This window comes from Streptomyces pristinaespiralis (assembly GCF_001278075.1).
GTDB classification, from domain to species: Bacteria; Actinomycetota; Actinomycetes; order Streptomycetales; family Streptomycetaceae; genus Streptomyces; species Streptomyces pristinaespiralis.
Window position 1 is genome coordinate 7,125,313 of record NZ_CP011340.1, and the last position, 21,032, is coordinate 7,146,344.

Sequence of the window (21,032 nt, forward strand, 5' to 3'; positions counted from 1 at the left end):
CGCCATGTACGAGTTGTCCCGGGTCCGCCTCTACTCCATCGGTCCCGCCGGTGCGCGCTACGCCGACACCGTGCTCGACCTGCGCGGAGTCGGCGAGCCCGTGCCCGATCCCGCCCCCACGCAGGCGGAGTTCTTCGAGGAGGAGCCGGTCGGCCCGCCGCGCCGGCCCGCTCCCGCGGGTGTGCTCTTCCTCGAGAACGGCGGGGGCAAGTCCGTCCTGCTGAAGCTGATCTTCTCCGTGATGCTGCCGGGCCACCGCAACACCCTGGGAGGCGCCAGTTCGGGTGTGCTGCGCAAGTTCCTGCTCGCGGACGACTGCGGGCACGTCGCGCTCGAATGGCAGCACACGCTCACCGGCGAACTGGTCGTCGTCGGCAAGGTCAGCGAATGGCGCGGCCGCCAGGTGTCCAACGACCCGCGCAAGTTCGCCGAGGCCTGGTACTCCTTCAGGCCGGGACCCGGCCTCGGCCTCGACTCGCTCCCCGTGGCCGAGTCCACCGCCGTCCGTCCGCCCGTCGAGGGTGTCTCCGGCGCCCAGGGACGCCGCCGCACCATGAAGGGCTTCCGGGACGCGATCACCGAGGCGGGCAAGGCGTATCCGCATCTCGACGTGCACTGGGAGGAGATCCACGACCGCTGGAACGAGCACCTCGGCGACCTCGGCCTCGACCCCGAACTGTTCCGGTACCAGCGGGAGATGAACGCCGACGAGGGCGAGGCGGCCGGCCTGTTCGCGGTGAAGAAGGACTCCGACTTCACCGATCTGCTGCTGCGGGCCGTCACCGACACCCGCGACACGGACGGTCTCGCCGACCTCGTCAGCTCGTTCGGCAACAAGCTGGGCCGCCGGGCGGAGCTCAACGCGGAACGGGACTTCACCGCGGGCTCCGTCGACCTCCTCGGCCGGATCGTCGACGCCGCGGAGGCAAGGACCAGGGCACGCGACGTCCACGCCGGCGCCGAGCGCCGCACCCGCACCCTGGCACGCCGGCTCTCCGCCCGCGCCGCGGACGAGCGCGCCCGCGCCGCGGACCTCGCCCAGCAGGTCACCGCCGCCGCGCACACGGTGACCGGCGCCGAGCGCGAACGCGACCGCAGCTCCCTCGTCGCCGCCGAACTGGCCTACCGGCACGCCTCGCTGGCACTCGCCGCCGCGGAGAAGGGCGCCGCGGCGCAGCGCCGTGAACTGATCGACGCACGCACGCTGCACTCCGCATGGCTGGCCGCGGAGGCGGTGCTGCGCCACCGGGCGGCCGGCGACCGGTCCGCCCGTGTCGCCGCGGCGATCCGCGAGGCCGAACGCGACGCGGCCCCCGCGCTCGCCGCCCGGGCCAAGGCCGCCGGCGACCTGGTGCGCGCCCTGCACACCGCCGCGGAGGACGGCGAACGCGTCGCCAACGAAGAGGAAGAGCGTTCCCGCGCGCTGCAGGAGACGGGCGAGGCGGCACACCGCGACGCCACCGTCGCCGCCACCGAGGCGCAGCGCGCCCGCAGCGAGATCGGCCACCTGCGCCAGCGGCTCAGCGAGGTCGAGCAGGAGACCGCCGAGGCCGTACGGGCCGGATGGCTGGACGACACCGCTCCCGACGCCGACCCGGCACGCGCCGCGCTGGCGGCGAGCGACGCGGAGAAGACCGCCGTCGCCGGATGGGACGAGGCCCGTGAGGCGGCCCGCTCGACGGCGGAGCGGGCGAAGGAGGCAGCCGCCGCGGAGTCACGCGCGGAACTGGCCGCGGCCCGCGCCGCCGACGCCGAGCGCGCCGCGGAGCACGCCTACGAAGCGGAGCGCCGAGCCGCGGAGTCCATCGCGGCGGACGAACGCCTCGCGGACCTGCTGAGCCTCGCCCCCGCGCGCCTGCCCGTCCCGGTCCCCTCCCCGCGTACCGCGGCATCCGACGGCCGGAGCACCGGGGCGGACGCAGCGGACGCCGGCAACGTTCCCGCGGCCGACGGCGACGCCCACGCCGACGCACCCACCGGCAGCGGCGGCCGCCCCGGCCCCCGCCGTACCGGCCAAGGGCCCCTCACCGTCGAGGAGCTCGACGGATTCGCCGGCGAACTGCGCGAGCTGCTGGAGCAGTCCGTCTCCTCCGCGGAACGGCAGCTGTTCGACCTGCGGACCGCCGCCGCCGACGACGCCCGCATCCTCGGCGCGCTCGGCGACGGCGGCCTGCTGCCGCCCGGCCCCGACGTCCTCGCCACCGTCGAGTACCTGGGCGAGCACGGCATCCCCGCCCTGCCCGGCTGGCGCTATCTCGCCCAGTCCGTCGACCCCGCCGACCACGCCGCCGTGCTCGCCGCCCGGCCCGAACTGGTCGACGGCGTCGTGATCACCGACCCCGCCTCGCACACCCGTGCACGCGAGGTCCTTGCCACAGCGGCCCTGTTGCCCCGCTCCGCCGTGGCCGTCGGGACCGCCGCCGCACTGCTCGCCCCCGTACCGCAGCCGGGGAACGCGGGCGGGGAAGAGGACGTGTTCCTCGTGCCGCCGAACCCGGCCATGCACGACGAGCACGCCGCCGACGAGGAGCGTCACGCACTGCGTGCCAGGGCGGCCGCGCGGGACGAGGAGATCCGCGTCCTCGCCGCCCGCCTCGCGGCCGACCGGTCCCTCGCGGCCCGGCTCGGCGCATGGCGGGCGGACTGCCCGCCCGGAATGCTCGCCGAGCTCGCAGAAGGCGCCCGTACGGCCCGCGAGGCGGCGCGCGAAGCGCAGCAGACGCTCGAAGAGGCCCGCACCGCCCGTGCCGAGGCGGAGGAGGCGGCGGCCGACGCCGCCCGCGTGCGCGACGAGCGGCAGGAAGCGGCCCAGCGTGCCCGCCGGGTCGCGGACGCCCTCGCCGGCCTCGCCTTCCGGCTCCGCGAACGGGCCGGCTGGCAGGTGAAGCTCCGCGAACTGGCCGACGAGGCCGCCGAGTCGGAGGCCCGCGCCGCGACCTGCCTGGAGCGGGCCAAGGCCGCCGACGAGGACCGCCGGGCCGCCCAGCGCGCGGCGGACGACGCACGCCGCACCGCCCGCGCCCTGCGGGCGGAGCGCGCCGAGATCGCCGGAGCGCCGGAGAGCCTGCCGGAGCCGGACGACCGGACCCCGCGCCCCTCGCTGCCCGCGCTGCGCGAGGCGTACCGCGCGGCCTCCCAGCTCTACGAGAAGGTGGGCGTCGGAGCGGACCTGCGCGCCGAACAGGCCCGCGCCGAGAGCGACGAGAGCGCCGCCCTCGCCGAACTCGACCGGCTCACCAACAAGGTCCGCACCCGCGCCGCCCAGCTCCTGGAAGGCACGGACGGCGCCGACGGCCCCTCCCGCCAGGCGGCCGTCGTCCGCGCCGAGGCCCTGGTGCAGATGCTGGAGACGCGTGCCTCCGAGGCCAGCGAGAAGCTGGGCCGGCTGCGCGGCGAGGCCGAACGGCTCGCCCCCGCCGACGGCGAGGCACACACCGCGCTGCCCGACGAACTCGTCCCGGCCGACGCCGAACACGCCCAGGCACTCCTGCGCACGGCCACCGCGGGACTGGCCGCCTGCAACGACACGCTGGAGACGGCCCGCGCCGCACACGCCGGACTTCTCCACGCCCACCGGGCAGCGGAGGACGCGGCGGGCGGCTTCGACGAGACGGCCGCGCTCCTGCGGGACCTGCTGCGCGACCACCACCAGGACGACGAGCCGGCGCAGAGCCAGGAGCCGTACCCCGGCACCCTGGAGGAGGCACGCCACTCCGCTGCCGAGGCACGCCGCTCGCTGCGCGGATGCGCCGCCGACCTGTCCACCGCGGAGGCGGCGGTACGGGAGGCGAGCGACGTGCTCGTACGGCACGCCAACTCCACCCGCTACGAGCAGGTGCGCACCCCTGCCCGGCAGCAGATCCGCGAACTGCCCGCAGCCGCCCTGCCCGAGCACGCGGCCAAGTGGGCCGAGGCGTTCGCGCCCAGGCTGCGCGTGCTCACCGACGAGCTGGAGCAGCTCGAGCGCAACCGCGACACCATCGTCGACCGGCTGCGCGGCCTCGTGGAGTCAGCGCTCGCGACGCTCCGTTCGGCCCAGCGGCTCTCCCGCCTGCCGGAAGGGCTCGGCGAGTGGTCGGGGCAGGAGTTCCTGCGGATCCGCTTCGAGGAGCCGGACCAGGCGACCCTCGCGGAGCGGCTCGGCGAGGTCATCGACGAGGCGACCCGCGCGGCGGTCAAGAAGAACTCCGACCTGCGCAGGGACGGGATGTCGCTGCTGCTGCGCGGAGTGCAGGCCGCCCTCGAACCGCGGGGCGTGGCCGTGGAGATCCTCAAGCCCGACGCGGTGCTGCGTGCCGAGCGGGTCCCGGTCGGACAGATGGGCGACGTCTTCTCCGGCGGCCAGCTGCTGACCGCGGCCATCGCCCTGTACTGCACGATGGCCGCGCTGCGCAGCAACGACCGGGGCAGGGACAAGCACCGGCACGCCGGGACGCTCTTCCTCGACAACCCCATCGGCCGGGCCAACGCGACGTACCTGCTCGAGCTCCAGCGCGCGGTCTCCGATGCGCTGGGTGTGCAACTCCTCTACACCACCGGGCTGTTCGACACGACGGCGCTGGCGGAGTTCCCACTGGTGATCCGGCTGCGCAACGACGCGGATCTGCGGGCAGGGCTGAAGTACATCAGCGTGGAGGAGCATCTGCGGCCGGGACTGCCGCAGGTGGACCCGGCAGACGGGACGGTGCACGGGGAGATCACCGCGACCCGTATGTTCAAGCGCGCTCCGGTGCCCGAGCAGGCCACGGGGGAGCAGTCGGCGAACCGCTCCCCGGACGCGGCCACGCAGGGCCGGCCGTAGCGGGCCGGCCTCGTCTGACCGGACACGAGCGACGACCGGCCCACGACCGGCCGACGACCGACCCACCGGGCAGGGCCGGCCGTAGTGGCGGCCCGCTGTGCCGGCGCGGCCCCGGCTCGAGCACCGCCGGGGCGCGCGCCGTGCACCGCCGGGTGCGTGCGGCCGTGTGCCGCGCGGGCGCCGCTACGCCTGGGAGAGCCTTCCGCCGGCCCGTTGCCGTATGCGGGACGCCCCCCGCGCGGCTGCGCGGGCGGCACGGCGGGCCCTGCGGCGTTCGCGGCGCAACTGGCGCGCGGTGCTGCTGGGCACCGACACCACGCCGTTGCGCTGGTTCCACACCTGGCGGGTCACCCACACGTCGAGCACCGCCCATGTGGCGACCACCGTGCCCGCCACCGTGCTCAGGACCAACGGGAAGGCCAGCCACGCTCCGGAGAGCGTGAAGAGCAAGGCGGTCATCGCCTGAATCATCGTCAGCGACACGATGATCACCGCACGGACCGCCGCTCTGCGGACAGGCTCGGCCATACGCCTTCTGGTCGCCGGCTCCTCCACCCAGAGCTGCCGCGGCACACACAGGTCGTCCACCGCCGGCGTCGCCTCACGACGCTCGTCCGTGTCCATGGATCGTGTCACTCCCCACCTCTGTCCGACTTAACGGTGGCTGCCCGGAATCTGGCGTCCTACTCCGGTTGCCGCGCAACCGCGACGCAACCGCAGCGCACCGCCGTGCACTTCACGCACCCCGAAATCGGATTTCACCGCCGACAACGGCCGGATCCTTGTGCGTGGCGAGTGCGAACCCCCGGTACCCCCGCAAGGAATGACGTACGACCAGGCGTGATGATTCCCGGGGAGCGAAGAGATCCAGCCATCTGCCCGGGTCACGAAAACGACGTGCCGACGCCGTCGCCCGGTACTCCCGGTAACGCCATCTCCATGAATACCGGGACATCCCATGATCAGACGGCGTGACGAAGGCCGAAAACCGTCCGGACGTGTCTTCGAGTTGCCTGTGCGGCAGTAGTAGGCTCACGCCGTTTGCTGACGGAACACCACCCGCACCGTTCGGGTCGAGCAGGGGGAGGCCATGCGCTTTCGCGGGAAGTCCATCCGCCGGAAGATCGTGGCGCTGCTGCTCGTCCCGCTGCTGTCGCTGACGGCCCTGTGGGGCTTCGCCACCGTACTGACCGGTCGTGAGGCGAATCAGCTGCTGGCGGCGAGTTCCGTCGCGGAGAAGGTCGGCATGCCCGTCGAGGACACCATCGACGTCATCCAGCAGGAACGCCGGCAGACACTCGTCTACCTCGCGGACCGGCGTGCCTCCGGCGCGCAGCAGACCATGAACACCCGCCGTTCGGCCACCGACACCGCCGTCGCCGCCGTGCGCCGCAACGCGCAGTCGTCCTCGGTCCGCGAGGACCTGACCTCCGACTCGTCGCGCCGGCTGACCTCTCTGATGGAGGCGTTCGACGGGCTCGACGCCCTGCGCCGGTCCGTGGACACGAACACCGTGACCCGCGCACAGGCGCTCGAGTTCTACAACGGCCTCATCGAGCCGTCGCACGGGTTCCTGCTGACGCTGCACGCCCTCGACGACGTCGAGCTCGAACGACAGGGCCGCGCGCTGGTCGGCCTCTCCCGCGCCCGCGAGATGCTCTCCCGCGAGGATGCCCTGATCGCCTCCGCGCTGACGACCCGGAAGACGACGGCCCGGGAGATCCGCGAACTCAGCGACCACGCCGCCCATCGGCAGGTCTACTACGAGACCAACCTCGAGATGCTGCCCGCCCGCGACCGGGGGACGTTCCAGCAGTACTGGCGCAGCCCCGAGACGGCGCCCCTGCGCGACGCGGAGGAACGCATCATCGCCGCCGGGCCCTCCGAAGGGCTCCCGCCGTCGGAGGCCGAGCGCTGGCAACAGGCCGCCACCCCGGTCCTCGACAACCTCGACCGAGAGGCCGCGGACGCCCGCGACCGCTACCAGGACCGGGTCGAACCCGCCGCGTACGGTGTCCTCGTCAAGGCGGGCGTGGCGGGCGTGCTCGGCTTCCTCGCCCTGCTCGTCTCCGTCATCGTGTCCGTCCGCATCGGCCGCGACCTGGTCCGCGACCTCTCCCGGCTGCGCAAGGAGGCCCACGAGGTCTCCGGAGTGCGGCTGCCCAGCGTCATGCGCCGCCTCGCCGCCGGAGAGCACGTCGACGTCGAGACGGAGGCCCCGCGGCTCGAGTACGAGAAGGACGAGATAGGCCAGGCCGGACAGGCCCTCAACACCCTCCAGCGGGCGGCGGTCGAGGCCGCGGTGCGCCAGGCGGACATGCGGCGCGGAGTCTCCGAGGTGTTCGTCAACCTCGCCCGCCGCAACCAGGTCCTGCTCCACCGTCAGCTCTCGCTCCTCGACACCATGGAGCGGCGCACGGAGGACACCGAGGAACTGGCCGACCTCTTCCGGCTCGACCACCTCACCACCCGTATGCGGCGCCACGCGGAAGGCCTGGTCATCCTCTCGGGCGCGGCTCCCTCACGGCAGTGGCGCAAGCCCATCCAGCTGATGGACGTGGTGCGTGCCGCGGTCGCCGAGGTCGAGGACTACGAGCGCATCGAGGTGCGCAGGCTGCCGCGCATCGGCGTCGGCGGCCCCGCCGTCGCGGACCTCACCCACCTCATAGCCGAACTCCTCGAGAACGCCACGGTGTTCTCGCCGCCGCACACCGGCGTCCAGGTCCTCGGCGAGCGGGTCGCCAACGGTTTCACCCTCGAGATCCACGACCGCGGTCTCGGCATGGCGGCCGACGCCCTCCTCGAGGCCAACCTGCGCCTCGCGGAGACACCTGAGTTCGAGCTCTCCGACACCGACCGGCTCGGCCTGTTCGTCGTCAGCCGCCTCGCCCAGCGCCAGAACGTCCGGGTCTCGCTCCAGCAGTCCCCGTACGGCGGCACGACCGCCGTGGTCTTCATACCGGCGGCCCTGCTCACAGAGGCGCCGGAGACCCAGGGCACCGGCTTCCGGCTCGACCGCAAGAGCGAGAGTGCCGCCGGCAGGCGCGGCGACGGCAGGCAGCCGGCCCTGACGAAGCTGCCCAGCGGCCTCGGGGGTGCGGCCGTCCTGGACGGCCCCGTCGAGCTGGAGGCCCCGATCGGCGCGCTGGGCCCCGACGAGCGCGACCGCTCGCTGCTCGGCGACGACCCGACACTGCCCGCGGACCCCGGCCGCCTCGCCGACCTCGAGGACAGTGAGAGCGAGCGGGGCGGCATCTTCCGCCCGCGGCGCCGCGGCGAGGCGACGGGCGAGCAGCACCAGCAGGCACGGGAGCGGTCGGAGGAGCACCGCGCCGGCCCGGTGCCCCTCCCGCGGCGCAGGCCCCCGACACTCGTCGCCGATCACGGCCGCAGGGTCGACGAGCGAGCAACCGACGGCCGGGGCCATCCGACACCGGATTCCGGGCGGGCCGTGGAGCCCACCCCGTTCGCGAGGCCGCCGCTGTCGGCGGCGCCCACGCCACTCACGGCCGAGCGCCGCGAGCGGGGCAGGTCCGGGCCCGTGTCCGGTCCGGCGCCCGTGCCGCCGTCCGGCGACGGGGCACCACCGTGGCCGGCGCGGCAGTCCGACGGCGACACCGCGCCGCTGCTCGACGGCCTGCCCCGCCGCGTACGGCAGGCCAGCCTCGCGCCCCAGCTCCGTGCGTCGGGCTCCGCCGCAGGGCCGGGCGCCGCCTCACCGGAAGCGGGGGAGCCGGAGCGCGACGCGGAGGAGGTCCGCAGCCGCATGGCCTCCATGCAGCGCGGCTGGCAGCGCGGCCGCCGCCGCAACGCCGAGGAAGCCGCGGCAGAACAAGGCACCGACCCGGCCGTCGGCGACGGCCGGACCGCACCAGGATCGACATCGGAGGGGGACGGTCGATGACCGCACCGCACGCCGCAGCAACGGACGCCACAGGGGACCGGTTCGGGGCACAGCGCCCGGGTGGGCTCAACTGGCTCCTCGACGAGCTGGTGGACCGCGTCGCCAGTATCCGCAAGGCCCTGGTGCTCTCCAGCGACGGCCTTGCCACCGGCACCTCCCGGGAGCTCACCCGTGAGGACAGCGAGCATCTCGCCGCCGTCGCGTCCGGCTTCCACAGCCTGGCCAAGGGAGTCGGCCGCCACTTCGACGCGGGTCAGGTCCGCCAGACCGTCGTCGAGCTCGACGAGGCGTTCCTGTTCGTCACCGCCGCGGGGGACGGCAGCTGCCTGGCCGTCTTCGCGGACGCCGACTCCGACGTGGGGCAGGTGGCGTACGAGATGACGCTCATGGTCAAGCGCGTCGGAGCGCACCTCGTCACGGCGCCACGGACCGGTCAGGCCGCCGGAGGGTGAGGCGATGAGTGAATCGCTGCGGCACGGCCGCAGGTCGCACCACTGGATCGACGCCGACGCCGGCCCGGTGGTGCGCCCGTACGCGATGACCCGCGGCCGCACCAGCCATGCCGGCCGCCACCGCCTCGACCTGATCGCCCTGGTCGTGCCGGAGGCCGCGGCCGACGACCCGGGCCGTGACCAGACGCTCTCGCCGGAACACGTCGAGATCGTCGAACGCTGTGGCAGCACCCCCCAGTCCATCGCCGAACTGGCGGCCGGTCTCGACCTGCCGGTCGGTGTGGTCCGCGTCCTCGTCGGTGACCTCGTCGACGACGCACTCGTACACGTAACCCGTCCCGTTCCGCCGGCCGAACTGCCGGACGTGAGCATTCTCCGCGAGGTGATCAATGGTCTTCGGGCGCTCTAGCCGCCGCAAGGCGCCGATCGAGCCGGTGACGCTGAAGATCCTGGTGGCAGGCGGCTTCGGCGTCGGCAAGACCACCCTGGTGGGTGCGGTCAGCGAGATCAAACCGCTGCGCACGGAGGAGACGCTCACCGAGGCCGGACGGCCGGTGGACGACATCGCCGGCGTCGAGGGCAAGACGACCACCACGGTCGCCATGGACTTCGGGCGGATCACCCTCCGCGAGGACCTGGTCCTCTATCTGTTCGGTACCCCCGGACAGGACCGGTTCTGGTTCCTGTGGGACGAGTTGGCGCAGGGCGCGCTGGGCGCGGTGGTCCTCGCGGACACCCGCCGCCTGGAGGACTGCTTCGCGGGGGTCGACTACTTCGAACGCAGGGGCATCCCGTTCGCGGTGGCCGTCAACTGCTTCGAGGGGGCGAACCGTTTCCCGGAGGAGTCCGTACGGGCGGCCCTCGACCTCGACCCGGAGGTGCCGCTGCTGATGGGCGACGCGCGCTCACGCGAGTCGGTCAAGGACATCCTCGTCGCGGTCGTCGAGCACGCGCTGACCCGTGCGGATCAGGTCCGCGAACACGCCGCGACCGCGGGCACCTGAGACCGCCACCGGCCGCGGCCGGGGCCGCCCCGCCAGGTGGCCGGCGCCTGCGACGACACGCCGCGACCGCCGGCACCTGGGACCGACACGGCCCGTACCCCCACCGACCGGGGTACGGGCCGTGAGCTCTTCGCCGCACGGGACCCGACAGGCCAGGGGCGTCGGGACCAGGGGCGATCGGGCGGCGGCCCCTAGCTCCCGCCGGCCTCCTCCTCCCAGCCGAAGCTCTTCTCCACCGCCTTGCGCCAGTTGTGGTACTCGCGCTCGCGGACCTCCGCCTCCATCCGCGGTGACCACTCGACATCGCGCTGCCAGTGGGTCTTGAGCTCGTCCAGGTCCGCCCAGACACCGGTCGCCAGTCCGGCCGCGTAGGCCGCTCCCAGGCAGGTCGTCTCCGACACCTTCGGCCGGATCACCGGCACGCCCAGCACGTCCGCCTGATGCTGCATCAGCAGATGGTTGGCGGTCATGCCTCCGTCGACCTTGAGCGTGGTGATCTGCACGCCGGAGTCCTGGTACATCGCGTCGACCACCTCCCGCGTCTGCCAGCTGGTCGCCTCCAGCACCGCCCGGGCCAGGTGGGCCTTGGTCACGTACCTGGTCAGGCCGGTGACGACGCCGCGCGCGTCGGAGCGCCAGTAGGGCGCGTAGAGGCCGGAGAAGGCCGGCACGATGTAAGCGCCGCCGTTGTCCTCCACGCTCGCGGCGAGCGTCTCGATCTCGCCCGCCGAGCGGATGATGCCGAGCTGGTCGCGGAACCACTGCACGAGGGCGCCCGTGATGGCGATGGAGCCCTCCAGGCAGTAGACGGGCGACTCGTCGCCGATCTTGTAGCCGAGCGTGGTGATCAGCCCGCTCTTCGACGGGACGGGCCGGTTGCCGGTGTTGAGGAGCAGGAAACTGCCGGTGCCGTAGGTGTTCTTGGCCGTTCCGGTGTCGTAGCACGCCTGGCCGAAGATGGCGGCCTGCTGGTCGCCGAGCGCGGAGGCCACCGGCACGCCCGCGAGCTGTCCGACGGCCGTCCCGTACACCTCGGAGGAGGACCGGATCTCGGGCAGCACCGCCTTGGGCACGTTCATGGCGGCGAGGATCTCCTCGTCCCACTGGAGGGTCCGCAGATCCATCAGCATCGTCCGGGACGCGTTGGTGACGTCGGTGACGTGCACACCGCCGTCCGTGCCTCCGGTGAGGTTCCAGATCAGCCAGGAGTCGACGGTGCCGAAGGCGATCTCGCCCCGCTCGGCCCGTGCGCGCAGCCCCGGCACGTTGTCGAGCAGCCAGGCGGCCTTGGGTCCGGAGAAGTAGCTGGCGAGCGGCAGGCCGGTGGCGTCGCGGAAGCGGTCCTGCCCGTCGGCGCCGCCCAGTTCGTGGCAGAGGGCGGCGGTACGGGTGTCCTGCCACACGATGGCGTTGTGCACGGGCTTTCCGGTGGCCCGCTCCCACATGAGCGTCGTCTCGCGCTGGTTGGTGATGCCGAGGGCGCTGAGTTGGTCGGCCCGCAGGCCGGCCTTGGCCACCGCGCCGGCGACGACGGCCTGCACCTTCGACCAGATCTCGGTGGCGTCGTGCTCCACCCAGCCCGGCTTCGGGAAGATCTGGCGGTGTTCGCGCTGGTCGACGGCGACGATGGCGCCGTCCTGGTTGAAGATGATGCAACGGCTGGACGTGGTGCCCTGGTCGATGGCTGCGACGAACCTGTCCGTCATGGCGTCCCCTTGTCGGATCGGCTTCGGAATCGGCCCCGGGCCGGCCGGCGGGAGGGCCGGAGGCGCAGGGGGGCCCCAGACCTAGAAGGCCGCGTTGAAGATGAGTCCGGCCAGCAGCCCGCCGATGACCGGCCCGGCCACCGGCACCCAGGCGTAACCCCAGTCGGAGGTCCCCTTGTTGGGGATCGGCAGCACGGCGTGCAGAATGCGCGGGCCCAGGTCGCGGGCCGGGTTGATGGCGTAGCCGGTCGGGCCGCCGAGCGAGAGACCGATGCCGACGACCAGCAGCGACACCAGCAGGATGGAGATGCCCGAGCCGTAGATCCCGGCGTCCTGCCCGGGGATCTGCCCGATGCCGATGCCGTCGTTCCTCCCGAACGCGAGGAGCGGGAGCACGAGACCGATCGTGGCGATGACCTCGGTGAGGACATTCGCCCACGGCTTGCGGATCTCCGGACCGGTCGCGAAGATCCCGAGCGTCGGCTGGGCGTGGGCGGTGTCCGCGTTGGCCTGGAACTGCGCGAAGTAGACGAGGTAGGCGAGTACGGCGCCGAGGACCGCGCCCACCATCTGCGCCAGGATGTAGAGCGGTACCTTGCTCCATTCCCCGGTGTCGACGGCGAGTCCCACGGTCACGGCCGGGTTGAGATGCCCGCCCGACAGCGGTGCGGCGGTGTACGCGCCGGCCAGGACGCCGAAGCCCCAGCCGAAGGCGATGACGACCCAGCCGGCTGCCCTGGCCTTCGAGTGGTACAGGGTGACGGCGGCGCAGACGCCGGCGCCGAAGAGAATGAGTATCGCGGTTCCTATGACCTCACCGAGAAATATGTCCGAGTTGCTCATGGCGGCTCCTTGGCCCTCACCCGGGACACCGGCCCCGGCCCTCCGTGCAGGGTTCGCGCTCCATGTGCGTTCCATGGATTCCATGGCTGCGGAGCCGAGGGCAGGGCAGGTCCCTGCCATGCCCGGCGTCCGTGACGAGCGTGGTGAGCGTGTGCGGCGGCCTGCGGGGGCTGCCGACGAACAGGCAGTTTTCACCTGCCGTGATGGGCCGTCAAGGTCGCGGACAGCATGCGCAGTTCACGGGCGGTGCTGGACACCGCCGCCAGGAACGTCAAGATCCTCAGGGCCGGTCAGCGCACGGCCACGACGGCGGAACCATGGCCGAAGAGCCCCTGGTTCGCCGTGATCCCGGCACGCGCGCCCGGAACCTGCCGGTCGCCGGCCGTGCCGCGCAACTGCCAGGTCAGTTCGCAGACCTGGGCGATCGCCTGCGCCGGCACCGCCTCCCCGAAGGACGCGAGCCCTCCGCTCGGGTTGACCGGAACACGACCGCCCGGCCCGGTGGCGCCGCTGCGCAGCAGGGCCGCGCCCTCGCCCTCGGGGCACAGCCCGATGTCCTCGTACCACTGGAGCTCCAGCGCGGTGGACAGGTCGTACACCTCGGCCAGCGACAGGTCCTCGGGCCCGAGCCCGGCCTCCTCGTAGGCGGCCAGGGCGATGGAGGCCCGGAAGGGCCGTGCGGGCGGCAGTGCCGCGGCGGAGTCGGTGGCGATGTCGGGCAGGTCGAGCCCCTGGCGGGGATAGCCGGGGGTGACGGTCGACACCGCGCGGATGCGGACCGGGTCCGTGGCCCCGTGCCGGCGGGCGAAGTCCATGCCGGACAGGACCAGCGCCGCGGCGCCGTCGGACGTCGCGCAGATGTCGAGGAGCCGCAGCGGGTCCGCGACCGGCGCGGAGGCCGCGACCTGCTCGGCGCTCACCCGCTCGCGGTAGCGGGCGTACGGATTGAGCGCGCCGTACGCCGAGTTCTTCACCTTGACCAGCGCGAAGTCCTCGGTGGTGTCGCCGTGCAGGGCCATGCGCCGCCGGGCGTACAGCCCGAAGTAGGCGGGGTTCGTGGCGCCGAGCATCCGGAAACGCAGCCAGTCGGGATCCTCGGGCCGGTCACCGCCGGCGGGGGCGAAGAAGCCCTTCGGCGCCGATTCCGCGCCGACGACGAGGACGACATCGGCCAGGCCGGCGAGGATCTGCGCACGGGCCGTGGCGATCGCCTGGGCGCCGGCGGCGCAGGCCGCGTACACGCTGGTCACGCGGGCGCCCTGCCAGCCGAGCGCCTGGGCGAAGGCCGCCCCCGACACCTGGCCCGGATACCCGCCGCGGACGGTGTTGGCGCCCACCACCGACCGCACCTGCCGCCACTCGACACCCGCGTCCGCGAGCGCCGCGCGCGCGGCGGCCGTCCCGTACCGGACGAAACCGCGGCCCCACTTGCCCCACGGGTGCATCCCGGCGCCCAGGACCGCGACGTCGCCGCTCATGCCGTGGTCCCGACCGGCCGCCAGTGCCAGGTCGGGCTGCCGTCCGCCAGCACGCCCGGCACGACCTCGACCTCCATGCCGACCGCGAGGTCGGTGGTCCGGACACCGGGCGCGGCCTGACCGAGCACCACCATCCGCTCGGCCTCGAGCTCCACCGCGACCAGCGCGTACGGCTCCCACGGGACGTCCGGGTCACACACGTACGGGGCCGGCGGCCGGTAGCGCCCGTCGGTGTAGGACCACACCCGGCCCCGCTCGGACAGCGCCACCTCCTCCAGCACGTCACCCGCGCACGCCGGGTTGCGGCAGAAGGCGTCCTCACGGGGGAAGAAGACCGACGAGCAGTCCCGGCAACGGGTGCCGAGCAGACGGAAGCCTTCCTCGCCGCCGTCCGTGAACCATCCGGTCACCACGGGTGTGTGGGTCAAGGTCCCTCCCCGGCACGCAGAACTGACGGTGTGTCAGAAGTGTGCCACGGTGGGAGCGGGCCGTCAGCGGTTCTCCGCCAGCCACTTGGCGGCGATCTCGGCCAGTTCCCCGTCCCTCCCCGACAGCATCATCCGGATCATCTGCACGTCGCCGCGGAGCGACCACGCCGGATGCCCGAACGTCGCCGGGTTGTTCCCCTCGATGAGGAAATGGGCCGGCCACGCCGTCCCGTACCCGATCAGCGGCAGGGCGGCCGCATACCGCTTCCGCCCCCGCGCCAGCCCGTACACGCTGACCGCGAGCCCGGTCAGCGTGCCCGTCAGATGCACCCACCGGGTCGCCGCCCGTGAGTGCATCGCGACGTAGTAGGGCCAGAACTCCTCGTACGACTCGAACGTCTGCTGCTGCGCCATTCCGGCACCGTAGCCGTCATGACGCGCGGCGTCAGCCCGCCCGGTGCCCTGCCACCGAACGCACGGCGACGGGGAAGTCGAAGTACGTGCCGGGGAACGGCTCCGGCTTGTACGTGAAGTGCCACCACTCCTCGGGGAGGTTGACGAACCCCACCGCGGCCAGCGTGCCCCGCAGCAGGTCACGGTTGGCCCGCTGTTCGGGGCCGACCCGTGGGTCGTCGGTGTGCGACAGCGTGTCGAAGCAGTCGTAGCCGGTCCCCATGTCGACGGAGTTGTCCGGGAAACGGTCCTCCTGCGGCGCGTAGCACGGCACGAGCGCCTCACCGGGGACGTACGGACGGGTGGGGGCCGCCGGCAGCTTCACGATCGTCAGGTCCACCGTGCTGCCCCGGCTGTGGCCGGACTTCTCCGCGATGTAACCGTCCGCGAACAGGCGCGACTTGTCGACCTTCGGATAGAACTCCTGCTTCATCTCCTCGTCCTGGAGGTCCTTGGCCCACCGCACGAAGTGGTCGACGGCGCGTTGCGGTCGGTAGCAGTCGTACACCTTCAGCGAGTAGCCCTGCCGCAGCAGCTGTGACTGCGCCCTGCGCAGAGCCTCCGCCGCCGGGCGCGTCAGGATGCACACCGGCTGCCGGTAACCGTCCACCGGCTCACCCACGAAGTTGTGCTCCGTCGTGTAGCGCATCTCCTGGATGATCGTCGGCGCCACGGTGCGCAACGCCACGAACTCCCGTGGCGCCTTCGGCTCCGGAGCGGCCCCGGCGGCGGGAGCCGCCGTGGTGACGCAGAGCAGAGCCGCGGCCGCGGCGGTCAGAACACGGACAGCTGAACCAAGTCGAGTCATGGCCCCACCGTTTATCAGTAACCGCCCCTCGCGGAAAGAGTGATCGGATACAGTCCGCGCGTGTCCAAGGACTCCCACTGCGGCAACTGCGGAGCGCCCTACGGCGCCGACGCAGGCCGGCCGCGCACCTGCCCGGCCTGCGGCACGACCGCCTACAGCAATCCGCTGCCGGTCGCCGTCGCCCTCCAGCCCGTGCGCGACCCCGCCCACGGCACCGGGCTCGTCGTCATCACCCGCAGCATCGAACCCGCCCGCGGCGGCACCGCCCTGCCCGGCGGTTTCATCGACCACGGCGAGGACTGGCGGCACGCCGTCGTGCGCGAACTGCGGGAGGAGACCGGCCTCGAGGTCCCGGAGCACGAGGTGCGGCTCGCGGACGTCCTCAGCTCCCCGGCCCACCTGCTCGTCTTCGGACTGCTGCCGGAACGCCCGGCGGCCGCCCTGCCACCGTTCGTCCCGACCGCGGAGACCGGCGGGCGGCGGCTCCTGCACGCCGTGGAGACCCTGGCGTTCCCGCTGCACACCGTCGCGGTACGCAACTGGTTCGCCGGCGCCTACGACCGCTGAGGCCGCCCACGTCTCATTCCAGGCCCCGCACCCGCACCGGCCCCTCCACCGCCGACTGCCCGTCGTCCGTGGCCCGTTCCACCACCACACGTCCTCCCGCCAGCCGCGACGTGTACCGCTCGATCTCCGGCTCCGCCCACCCCTCGCCCGCGTCACGCACCACGAGCCCGCCGCCCCTGCGGCCCGCGGCCGGCGCCCACACCTCCAGCCCGACCCGGCCTGTCCGCGTACCGGCGGCCTGTGAGGCGTCGCCCTGGGCACCGCCGTCGTCGAGCACCGGAAGCACCGCCCCCGCCCGTGCGAGCACCGGGATCCGCGACAGCGGCGCGTCCACCAGCACCTGCCCGGGGCCGTCGTACGGCCGGCCCGAGTGCGTGTCGTACCACCGTCCGCGCGGCAACCGCACCGCCCGCCGGTCGGCCCCCGGCTCCAGGACCGGCGCCACCAGCAGCGAGTCGCCGAGCAGGAACGCGTCCTCGCAGTCCCGCAGCGCCCGGTCCCCGGGCGAACGCCACCACAGGGGGCGCACGTACGGCGCCCCCGCCAGCCGCGCCAGATGCGCCAGCGTCATGAAGTACGGCCCCAGCCGCCTCCGCTCCACCAGTACGGCCCGCGCCTGCGCCATCACCTCGGGCCCGTACACCCAGGGCGACGCGGACGCCCGCATACGCAACAGCGGCATGTAAGAAGACAGTTGGAGCCGGCGCAGGAACAGCTCGGCGGACGGCCCGTCGTCGCCGTCCACGTCCGGCCCCGAGTAAGGGACACCGCAGAGCCCGAGGCCCAGAACCAGCGAGAGCGAGGCACGCAACCCCGGCCATCCCGCCGTCACGTCCCCCGCCCAGGCGCCCCCGTACCTCTGCATGCCCGCCCAGCCGGAACGGGAGACGACGAACGGCCGCTCCTCGGGAAACACCCCGCGCATCCCCTCGTACGCGGCCCGCGCCATGGCCAGCCCGTACACGTTGTGGGCCTCCCGGTGGTCGCCGCCACGTCCCTCCAGCACATGCCGTGACGAACGGGGAAGCGTCGCCCCGGCGAACACCGTGCAGGACACTGGCTCGTTCCCGTCCAGCCACATACCGGCGAAGCCCTCCGAGGCCCCCTGCCCGGACAGCTCACCCCACCACTCACGCACCCTCGGATCCGTGAAATCGGGGAACACGCAGTCGCCCCGGCCGGACACACCCCGCACCTCCGCGCCGCCCGCGTCCCGGACGAACAGCCCCGCCGCCGAGCCGTGCCCGTACAGCGCCTCCATCGGCCCGGCGCCCACCGCGGGACCCACCGCACGCACCAACCGCACCCCGTCATCACGGAGATCCTTCGCCAGGGCGGACAACCGGGGAAAACCCTCGAGGTCCGCCGCCGGCCCGGCCGGCGCACGGCGTGGCCCGCCGCCGCCGACGTGGACCGCCGACAGCGGCAGCCCGTGCTCCCGATGGGCGTCGACCGCGCGACGCACGTCCTCCTCGCCCCCGGGCCGTACGTGCTGCGGGCCCAGCGCCCAGGACGGGGGCAGCGCGGGCGCGCCGGTCAGCTGCGCCCAGCCGCCGAGGACACGCGCCGGCGGTCCCACCAGCACCCAGCTGCGCAGCGGCCCGCCGTCCATCCGCACCTCGACCGTGCCCGGCCTGTCGTGCCCCGAACCGGCACCCTCGCGCCCCTCGCGCACGATGACGCGGCCGTCCCAGGTGTTGTCGTGGAACGCCAGATGGCAGCCCGCGTCGGCGACCACGGTCTGCACCGGCATCGTGACGTGCAGCGGATCGTCGCCGGGGCCGAACCCGGCCCGCGGCGCCGTGTTCCACAGCCGGTACGTCCCGTCACGCAGCCGGGGGCCCGACGCACGGCCACCGAGGCCGAACAGCCGCGCGTCGGCCGCGATCTCACTGCGCTGCACCCAGCGGGCGGGCCCCCCTTCCACCGGCTCCCACCAGCGCGGCGGCAGGTCCCGGCGCAGCACCACACCACCGGGCGTACGGATCTCCACCGCGCCGTGCCGCGAGACGACGACCGTCAGACGCTCGGACACCACCTGCCAGCCGCCGTCCTTGTCCGGCTCCAGCCCGGCCCGGGGATCCGGCTCCGGGGGAGGACCGGCCAGTGCGTACGACGGTTCCGGCCGCGCGCCGTCCCAGCCACGGAACACCGCCCCGCCCACCGTCACGATGATGTGCAGCTCGGAACGGGCGAACCGGACGGTACCGCCGCCCGGCAGCGGCTCCGCACCCTCGGCCGGCCCCGGCACTCTGGCCCGCTCGGCGCCCCGGGGCGGCAGCCCCGTGGCGTCGGCCCGGTGCCGGCGCCACGCCGAGCGCATCACCCGCAGTCCTTGTGCCGTACCGAGAGTTGTCACCGCGCGCACCAGATCACGACCGTCCATGCCGTTCACCCTGCCACCGCGCAGAGGGCCCCGACGCGCTGTTCAACTGCCGTTCACCCATGGTGGGAGCACATATTCACCACGCCGACCATGGGGGATCCGCCCTGGTGCGAATGACGATCACATGGCATCGTCCTGTCAGCCGCGTCCGCGCACACCCCGCTCGTGCGCGGCGCACGCATACACCGCGTAGAGCCAGCCCGGGAGCCGCCCCATGACCTCAGCAGCGAACCACGCCCCTCTCTGGCAGCCCGACCCCGACCGCATCGCCGCCGCCCGGATCACCCGCTTCCAGGCCTGGGCGGCCGAGCACCACGGGGCTCCCGCCGAGGGGGGATACCAGGCGCTGCACCGCTGGTCCGTCGAAGAGCTGGAGACCTTCTGGCAGGCGGTCGCCGAGTGGTTCGAGATCCGCTTCTCCACCCCCTACGCGCAGGTGCTCGGCGACCGCTCGATGCCCGGCGCCCAGTGGTTCCCCGGCGCCACCCTCAATTACGCGGAGCACGCCCTGCGTACCGCGCAGGACCCGGCACGCGCACATGACCCCGCTCTCCTCCATGTGGACGAGACACATGAGCCGACGCCCATCAGCTGGTCCGAGCTCCGCCGCCAGGTCGGAGCACTCGCCGCGGAACTGCGCGCCCTCGGCGTACGCCCCGGCGACCGTGTCAGCGGCTACCTCCCCAACATCCCGCAGGCCGTCACCGCCTTCCTCGCCACCGCCGCCGTCGGCGCCGTGTGGACCTCCTGCGCCCCGGACTTCGGGGCCCGCAGCGTCCTCGACCGCTTCCAGCAGGTCGAACCGGTCGTCCTGTTCACCGTCGACGGCTACCGCTACGGCGGCAAGGAGCACGACCGCACGGGGACCGTCGCCGAACTCCGCCGGGAACTTCCCACGCTGCGCGCGGTCGTCCACATCCCGCTGCTCGGCACCGAAGCCCCGGAGGGAACCCTCGACTGGTCCGCGGTCACCGCGGGAGACACCGAGCCCGTCTTCGAGCAGGTCCCCTTCGACCACCCCCTGTGGGTCCTCTACTCGTCCGGCACCACCGGCCTGCCCAAGGCCATCGTCCAGTCGCAGGGCGGGATCCTGCTGGAGCACTTCAAGCAGATCGGCCTGCACTGCGACCTCGGCCCCGGCGACCGCTTCTTCTGGTACACCTCCACCGGCTGGATGATGTGGAACTTCCTCGTCTCCGGCCTGCTCACCGGCACCACCGTCGTCCTGTACGACGGCAGTCCCGGCTACCCCGACACCGGCGCCCAGTGGCGCGTCGCCGAACGCACCGGGGCCACCCTGTTCGGCACCTCCGCCGCCTACGTGATGGCCTGCGCCAAGGCCGACGTCCACCCCGGACGGGACTTCGACCTCTCCCGCGTCAAGTGCGTCGCCACCACCGGCTCCCCCCTGCCGCCCGACGGCTTCCGCTGGCTCCACGACGAGGTCGCGGACGACCTGTGGATCGCCTCCGTCAGCGGCGGAACGGACGTGTGCAGCTGCTTCGCCGGCGCCGTCCCCACCCTCCCCGTCGAGATCGGTGAGCTCCAGGCCGCCTGCCTCGGCACCGACCTCCGGTCCTGGGACCCCGAGGGCAAGCCGGTCGTCGGCGAGGTCGGCGAGCTCGTGGTCACCAACCCGATGCCGTCCATGCCGATCCGCTTCTGGAACGACCCCGACGGCAGCCGCTACCGCGACAGCTACTTCGAGATGTACCCGGGCGTGTGGCGGCACGGCGACTGGATCACCATCACCGACCGCGGCTCCGTGATCATCCACGGCCGCTCCGACTCCACACTCAACCGCCAGGGCGTCCGCATGGGCTCCGCCGACATCTACGAGGTCGTCGAACGCCTCCCGGAGATCCGCGAGTCCCTCGTCATCGGCCTCGAGGAACCGGACGGCGGCTACTGGATGCCGCTCTTCGTCCACCTCGCGGAAGGCGCCGCGCTCGACGACGGCCTCCGCGCCCGGATCAAGCAGTCCATCCGCGAGAACCTCTCCCCGCGCCACGTGCCGGACGACATCATCGAGGTCCCCGGCGTCCCCCACACCCTCACCGGCAAGCGCATCGAGGTCCCGGTCAAGAGGCTCCTCCAGGGCACCCCGCTCGCCAAGGCGGTCAACCCGGGCTCCGTCGACAACCTCGAGCTCCTCGCCTTCTACGAGGCCATCGCCCGCAACCGCACGTGAGCCGCGCCCCG

15 protein-coding genes are annotated in these 21,032 nt (G+C 73.3%); 7 read left to right on the plus strand and 8 right to left on the minus strand.

Annotation, left to right across the window (positions count from 1 at the left end):
- Positions 1–4: 4 nt before the first annotated feature.
- Complete coding sequence (locus SPRI_RS30570) at positions 5–4,801, plus strand: hypothetical protein (RefSeq protein ID WP_053557529.1); 4,797 nt, start codon at positions 5–7, stop codon at positions 4,799–4,801.
- A gap of 183 nt (positions 4,802–4,984) precedes the next feature.
- Here the strand turns inward: SPRI_RS30570 and SPRI_RS30575 are convergent, their stop codons facing one another.
- Positions 4,985–5,425, minus strand: a complete 441-nt coding sequence (locus SPRI_RS30575; RefSeq protein WP_053557530.1) for a hypothetical protein — start codon at positions 5,423–5,425, stop codon at positions 4,985–4,987.
- Positions 5,426–5,891: 466 nt separating this feature from the next.
- Between SPRI_RS30575 and SPRI_RS30580 the strand changes: the two genes are divergently transcribed.
- Genes SPRI_RS30580 through SPRI_RS30595 form a run of 4 tightly spaced genes read left to right on the plus strand, consistent with a single transcriptional unit; the run spans position 5,892 to position 10,161 of the window.
- Positions 5,892–8,705, plus strand: coding sequence for a sensor histidine kinase (locus SPRI_RS30580; RefSeq protein WP_053557531.1), 2,814 nt, complete (start codon positions 5,892–5,894; stop codon positions 8,703–8,705).
- Positions 8,702–9,157, plus strand: coding sequence for a roadblock/LC7 domain-containing protein (locus SPRI_RS30585; RefSeq protein WP_053557532.1), 456 nt, complete (start codon positions 8,702–8,704; stop codon positions 9,155–9,157). The genes SPRI_RS30580 and SPRI_RS30585 overlap by 4 nt, the downstream gene beginning before the upstream one ends.
- Before the next feature lie 4 nt (positions 9,158–9,161).
- Complete coding sequence (locus tag SPRI_RS30590; RefSeq protein WP_005320095.1) at positions 9,162–9,566, plus strand: DUF742 domain-containing protein; 405 nt, start codon at positions 9,162–9,164, stop codon at positions 9,564–9,566.
- Positions 9,547–10,161, plus strand: a complete 615-nt coding sequence (locus tag SPRI_RS30595; RefSeq protein WP_005320097.1) for a GTP-binding protein — start codon at positions 9,547–9,549, stop codon at positions 10,159–10,161. The genes SPRI_RS30590 and SPRI_RS30595 overlap by 20 nt, the downstream gene beginning before the upstream one ends.
- A gap of 191 nt (positions 10,162–10,352) precedes the next feature.
- Here the strand turns inward: SPRI_RS30595 and glpK are convergent, their stop codons facing one another.
- The 6 genes from glpK to SPRI_RS30625 form a co-directional block, all read right to left on the minus strand.
- A complete protein-coding gene (gene glpK, locus SPRI_RS30600; RefSeq protein ID WP_005320100.1) occupies positions 10,353–11,867 on the minus strand; it encodes a glycerol kinase GlpK in 1,515 nt (504 codons plus the stop codon).
- An 81-nt stretch (positions 11,868–11,948) separates the two neighbouring features.
- Positions 11,949–12,710, minus strand: coding sequence for an MIP/aquaporin family protein (locus SPRI_RS30605; RefSeq protein ID WP_005320101.1), 762 nt, complete (start codon positions 12,708–12,710; stop codon positions 11,949–11,951).
- 290 nt (positions 12,711–13,000) lie between these two features.
- Positions 13,001–14,188 carry a lipid-transfer protein gene (locus tag SPRI_RS30610; protein WP_053557533.1) on the minus strand — a complete coding sequence of 396 codons (1,188 nt, stop codon included), beginning with the start codon at positions 14,186–14,188 and terminating at the stop codon, positions 13,001–13,003.
- Entirely contained in the window at positions 14,185–14,601 is a 417-nt protein-coding gene (locus SPRI_RS30615) for a Zn-ribbon domain-containing OB-fold protein (RefSeq protein ID WP_053557814.1), read from the minus strand. Before SPRI_RS30615 ends, SPRI_RS30610 begins: the two co-directional genes overlap by 4 nt.
- Before the next feature lie 78 nt (positions 14,602–14,679).
- Entirely contained in the window at positions 14,680–15,030 is a 351-nt protein-coding gene (locus SPRI_RS30620; RefSeq protein ID WP_053557534.1) for a DUF962 domain-containing protein, read from the minus strand.
- Positions 15,031–15,061: 31 nt separating this feature from the next.
- Positions 15,062–15,877, minus strand: a complete 816-nt coding sequence (locus tag SPRI_RS30625; protein WP_005320106.1) for a M15 family metallopeptidase — start codon at positions 15,875–15,877, stop codon at positions 15,062–15,064.
- Positions 15,878–15,937: 60 nt separating this feature from the next.
- Between SPRI_RS30625 and SPRI_RS30630 the strand changes: the two genes are divergently transcribed.
- A complete protein-coding gene (locus SPRI_RS30630; RefSeq protein ID WP_106428475.1) occupies positions 15,938–16,444 on the plus strand; it encodes an NUDIX domain-containing protein in 507 nt (168 codons plus the stop codon).
- Positions 16,445–16,457: 13 nt separating this feature from the next.
- Here SPRI_RS30630 and SPRI_RS30635 read toward each other — a convergent pair whose 3' ends face one another.
- Complete coding sequence (locus tag SPRI_RS30635) at positions 16,458–18,830, minus strand: glycoside hydrolase family 31 protein (RefSeq protein ID WP_053557815.1); 2,373 nt, start codon at positions 18,828–18,830, stop codon at positions 16,458–16,460.
- A 214-nt stretch (positions 18,831–19,044) separates the two neighbouring features.
- Between SPRI_RS30635 and SPRI_RS30640 the strand changes: the two genes are divergently transcribed.
- Positions 19,045–21,021, plus strand: a complete 1,977-nt coding sequence (locus tag SPRI_RS30640; RefSeq protein WP_005320110.1) for an acetoacetate--CoA ligase — start codon at positions 19,045–19,047, stop codon at positions 21,019–21,021.
- Positions 21,022–21,032: the final 11 nt, after the last annotated feature.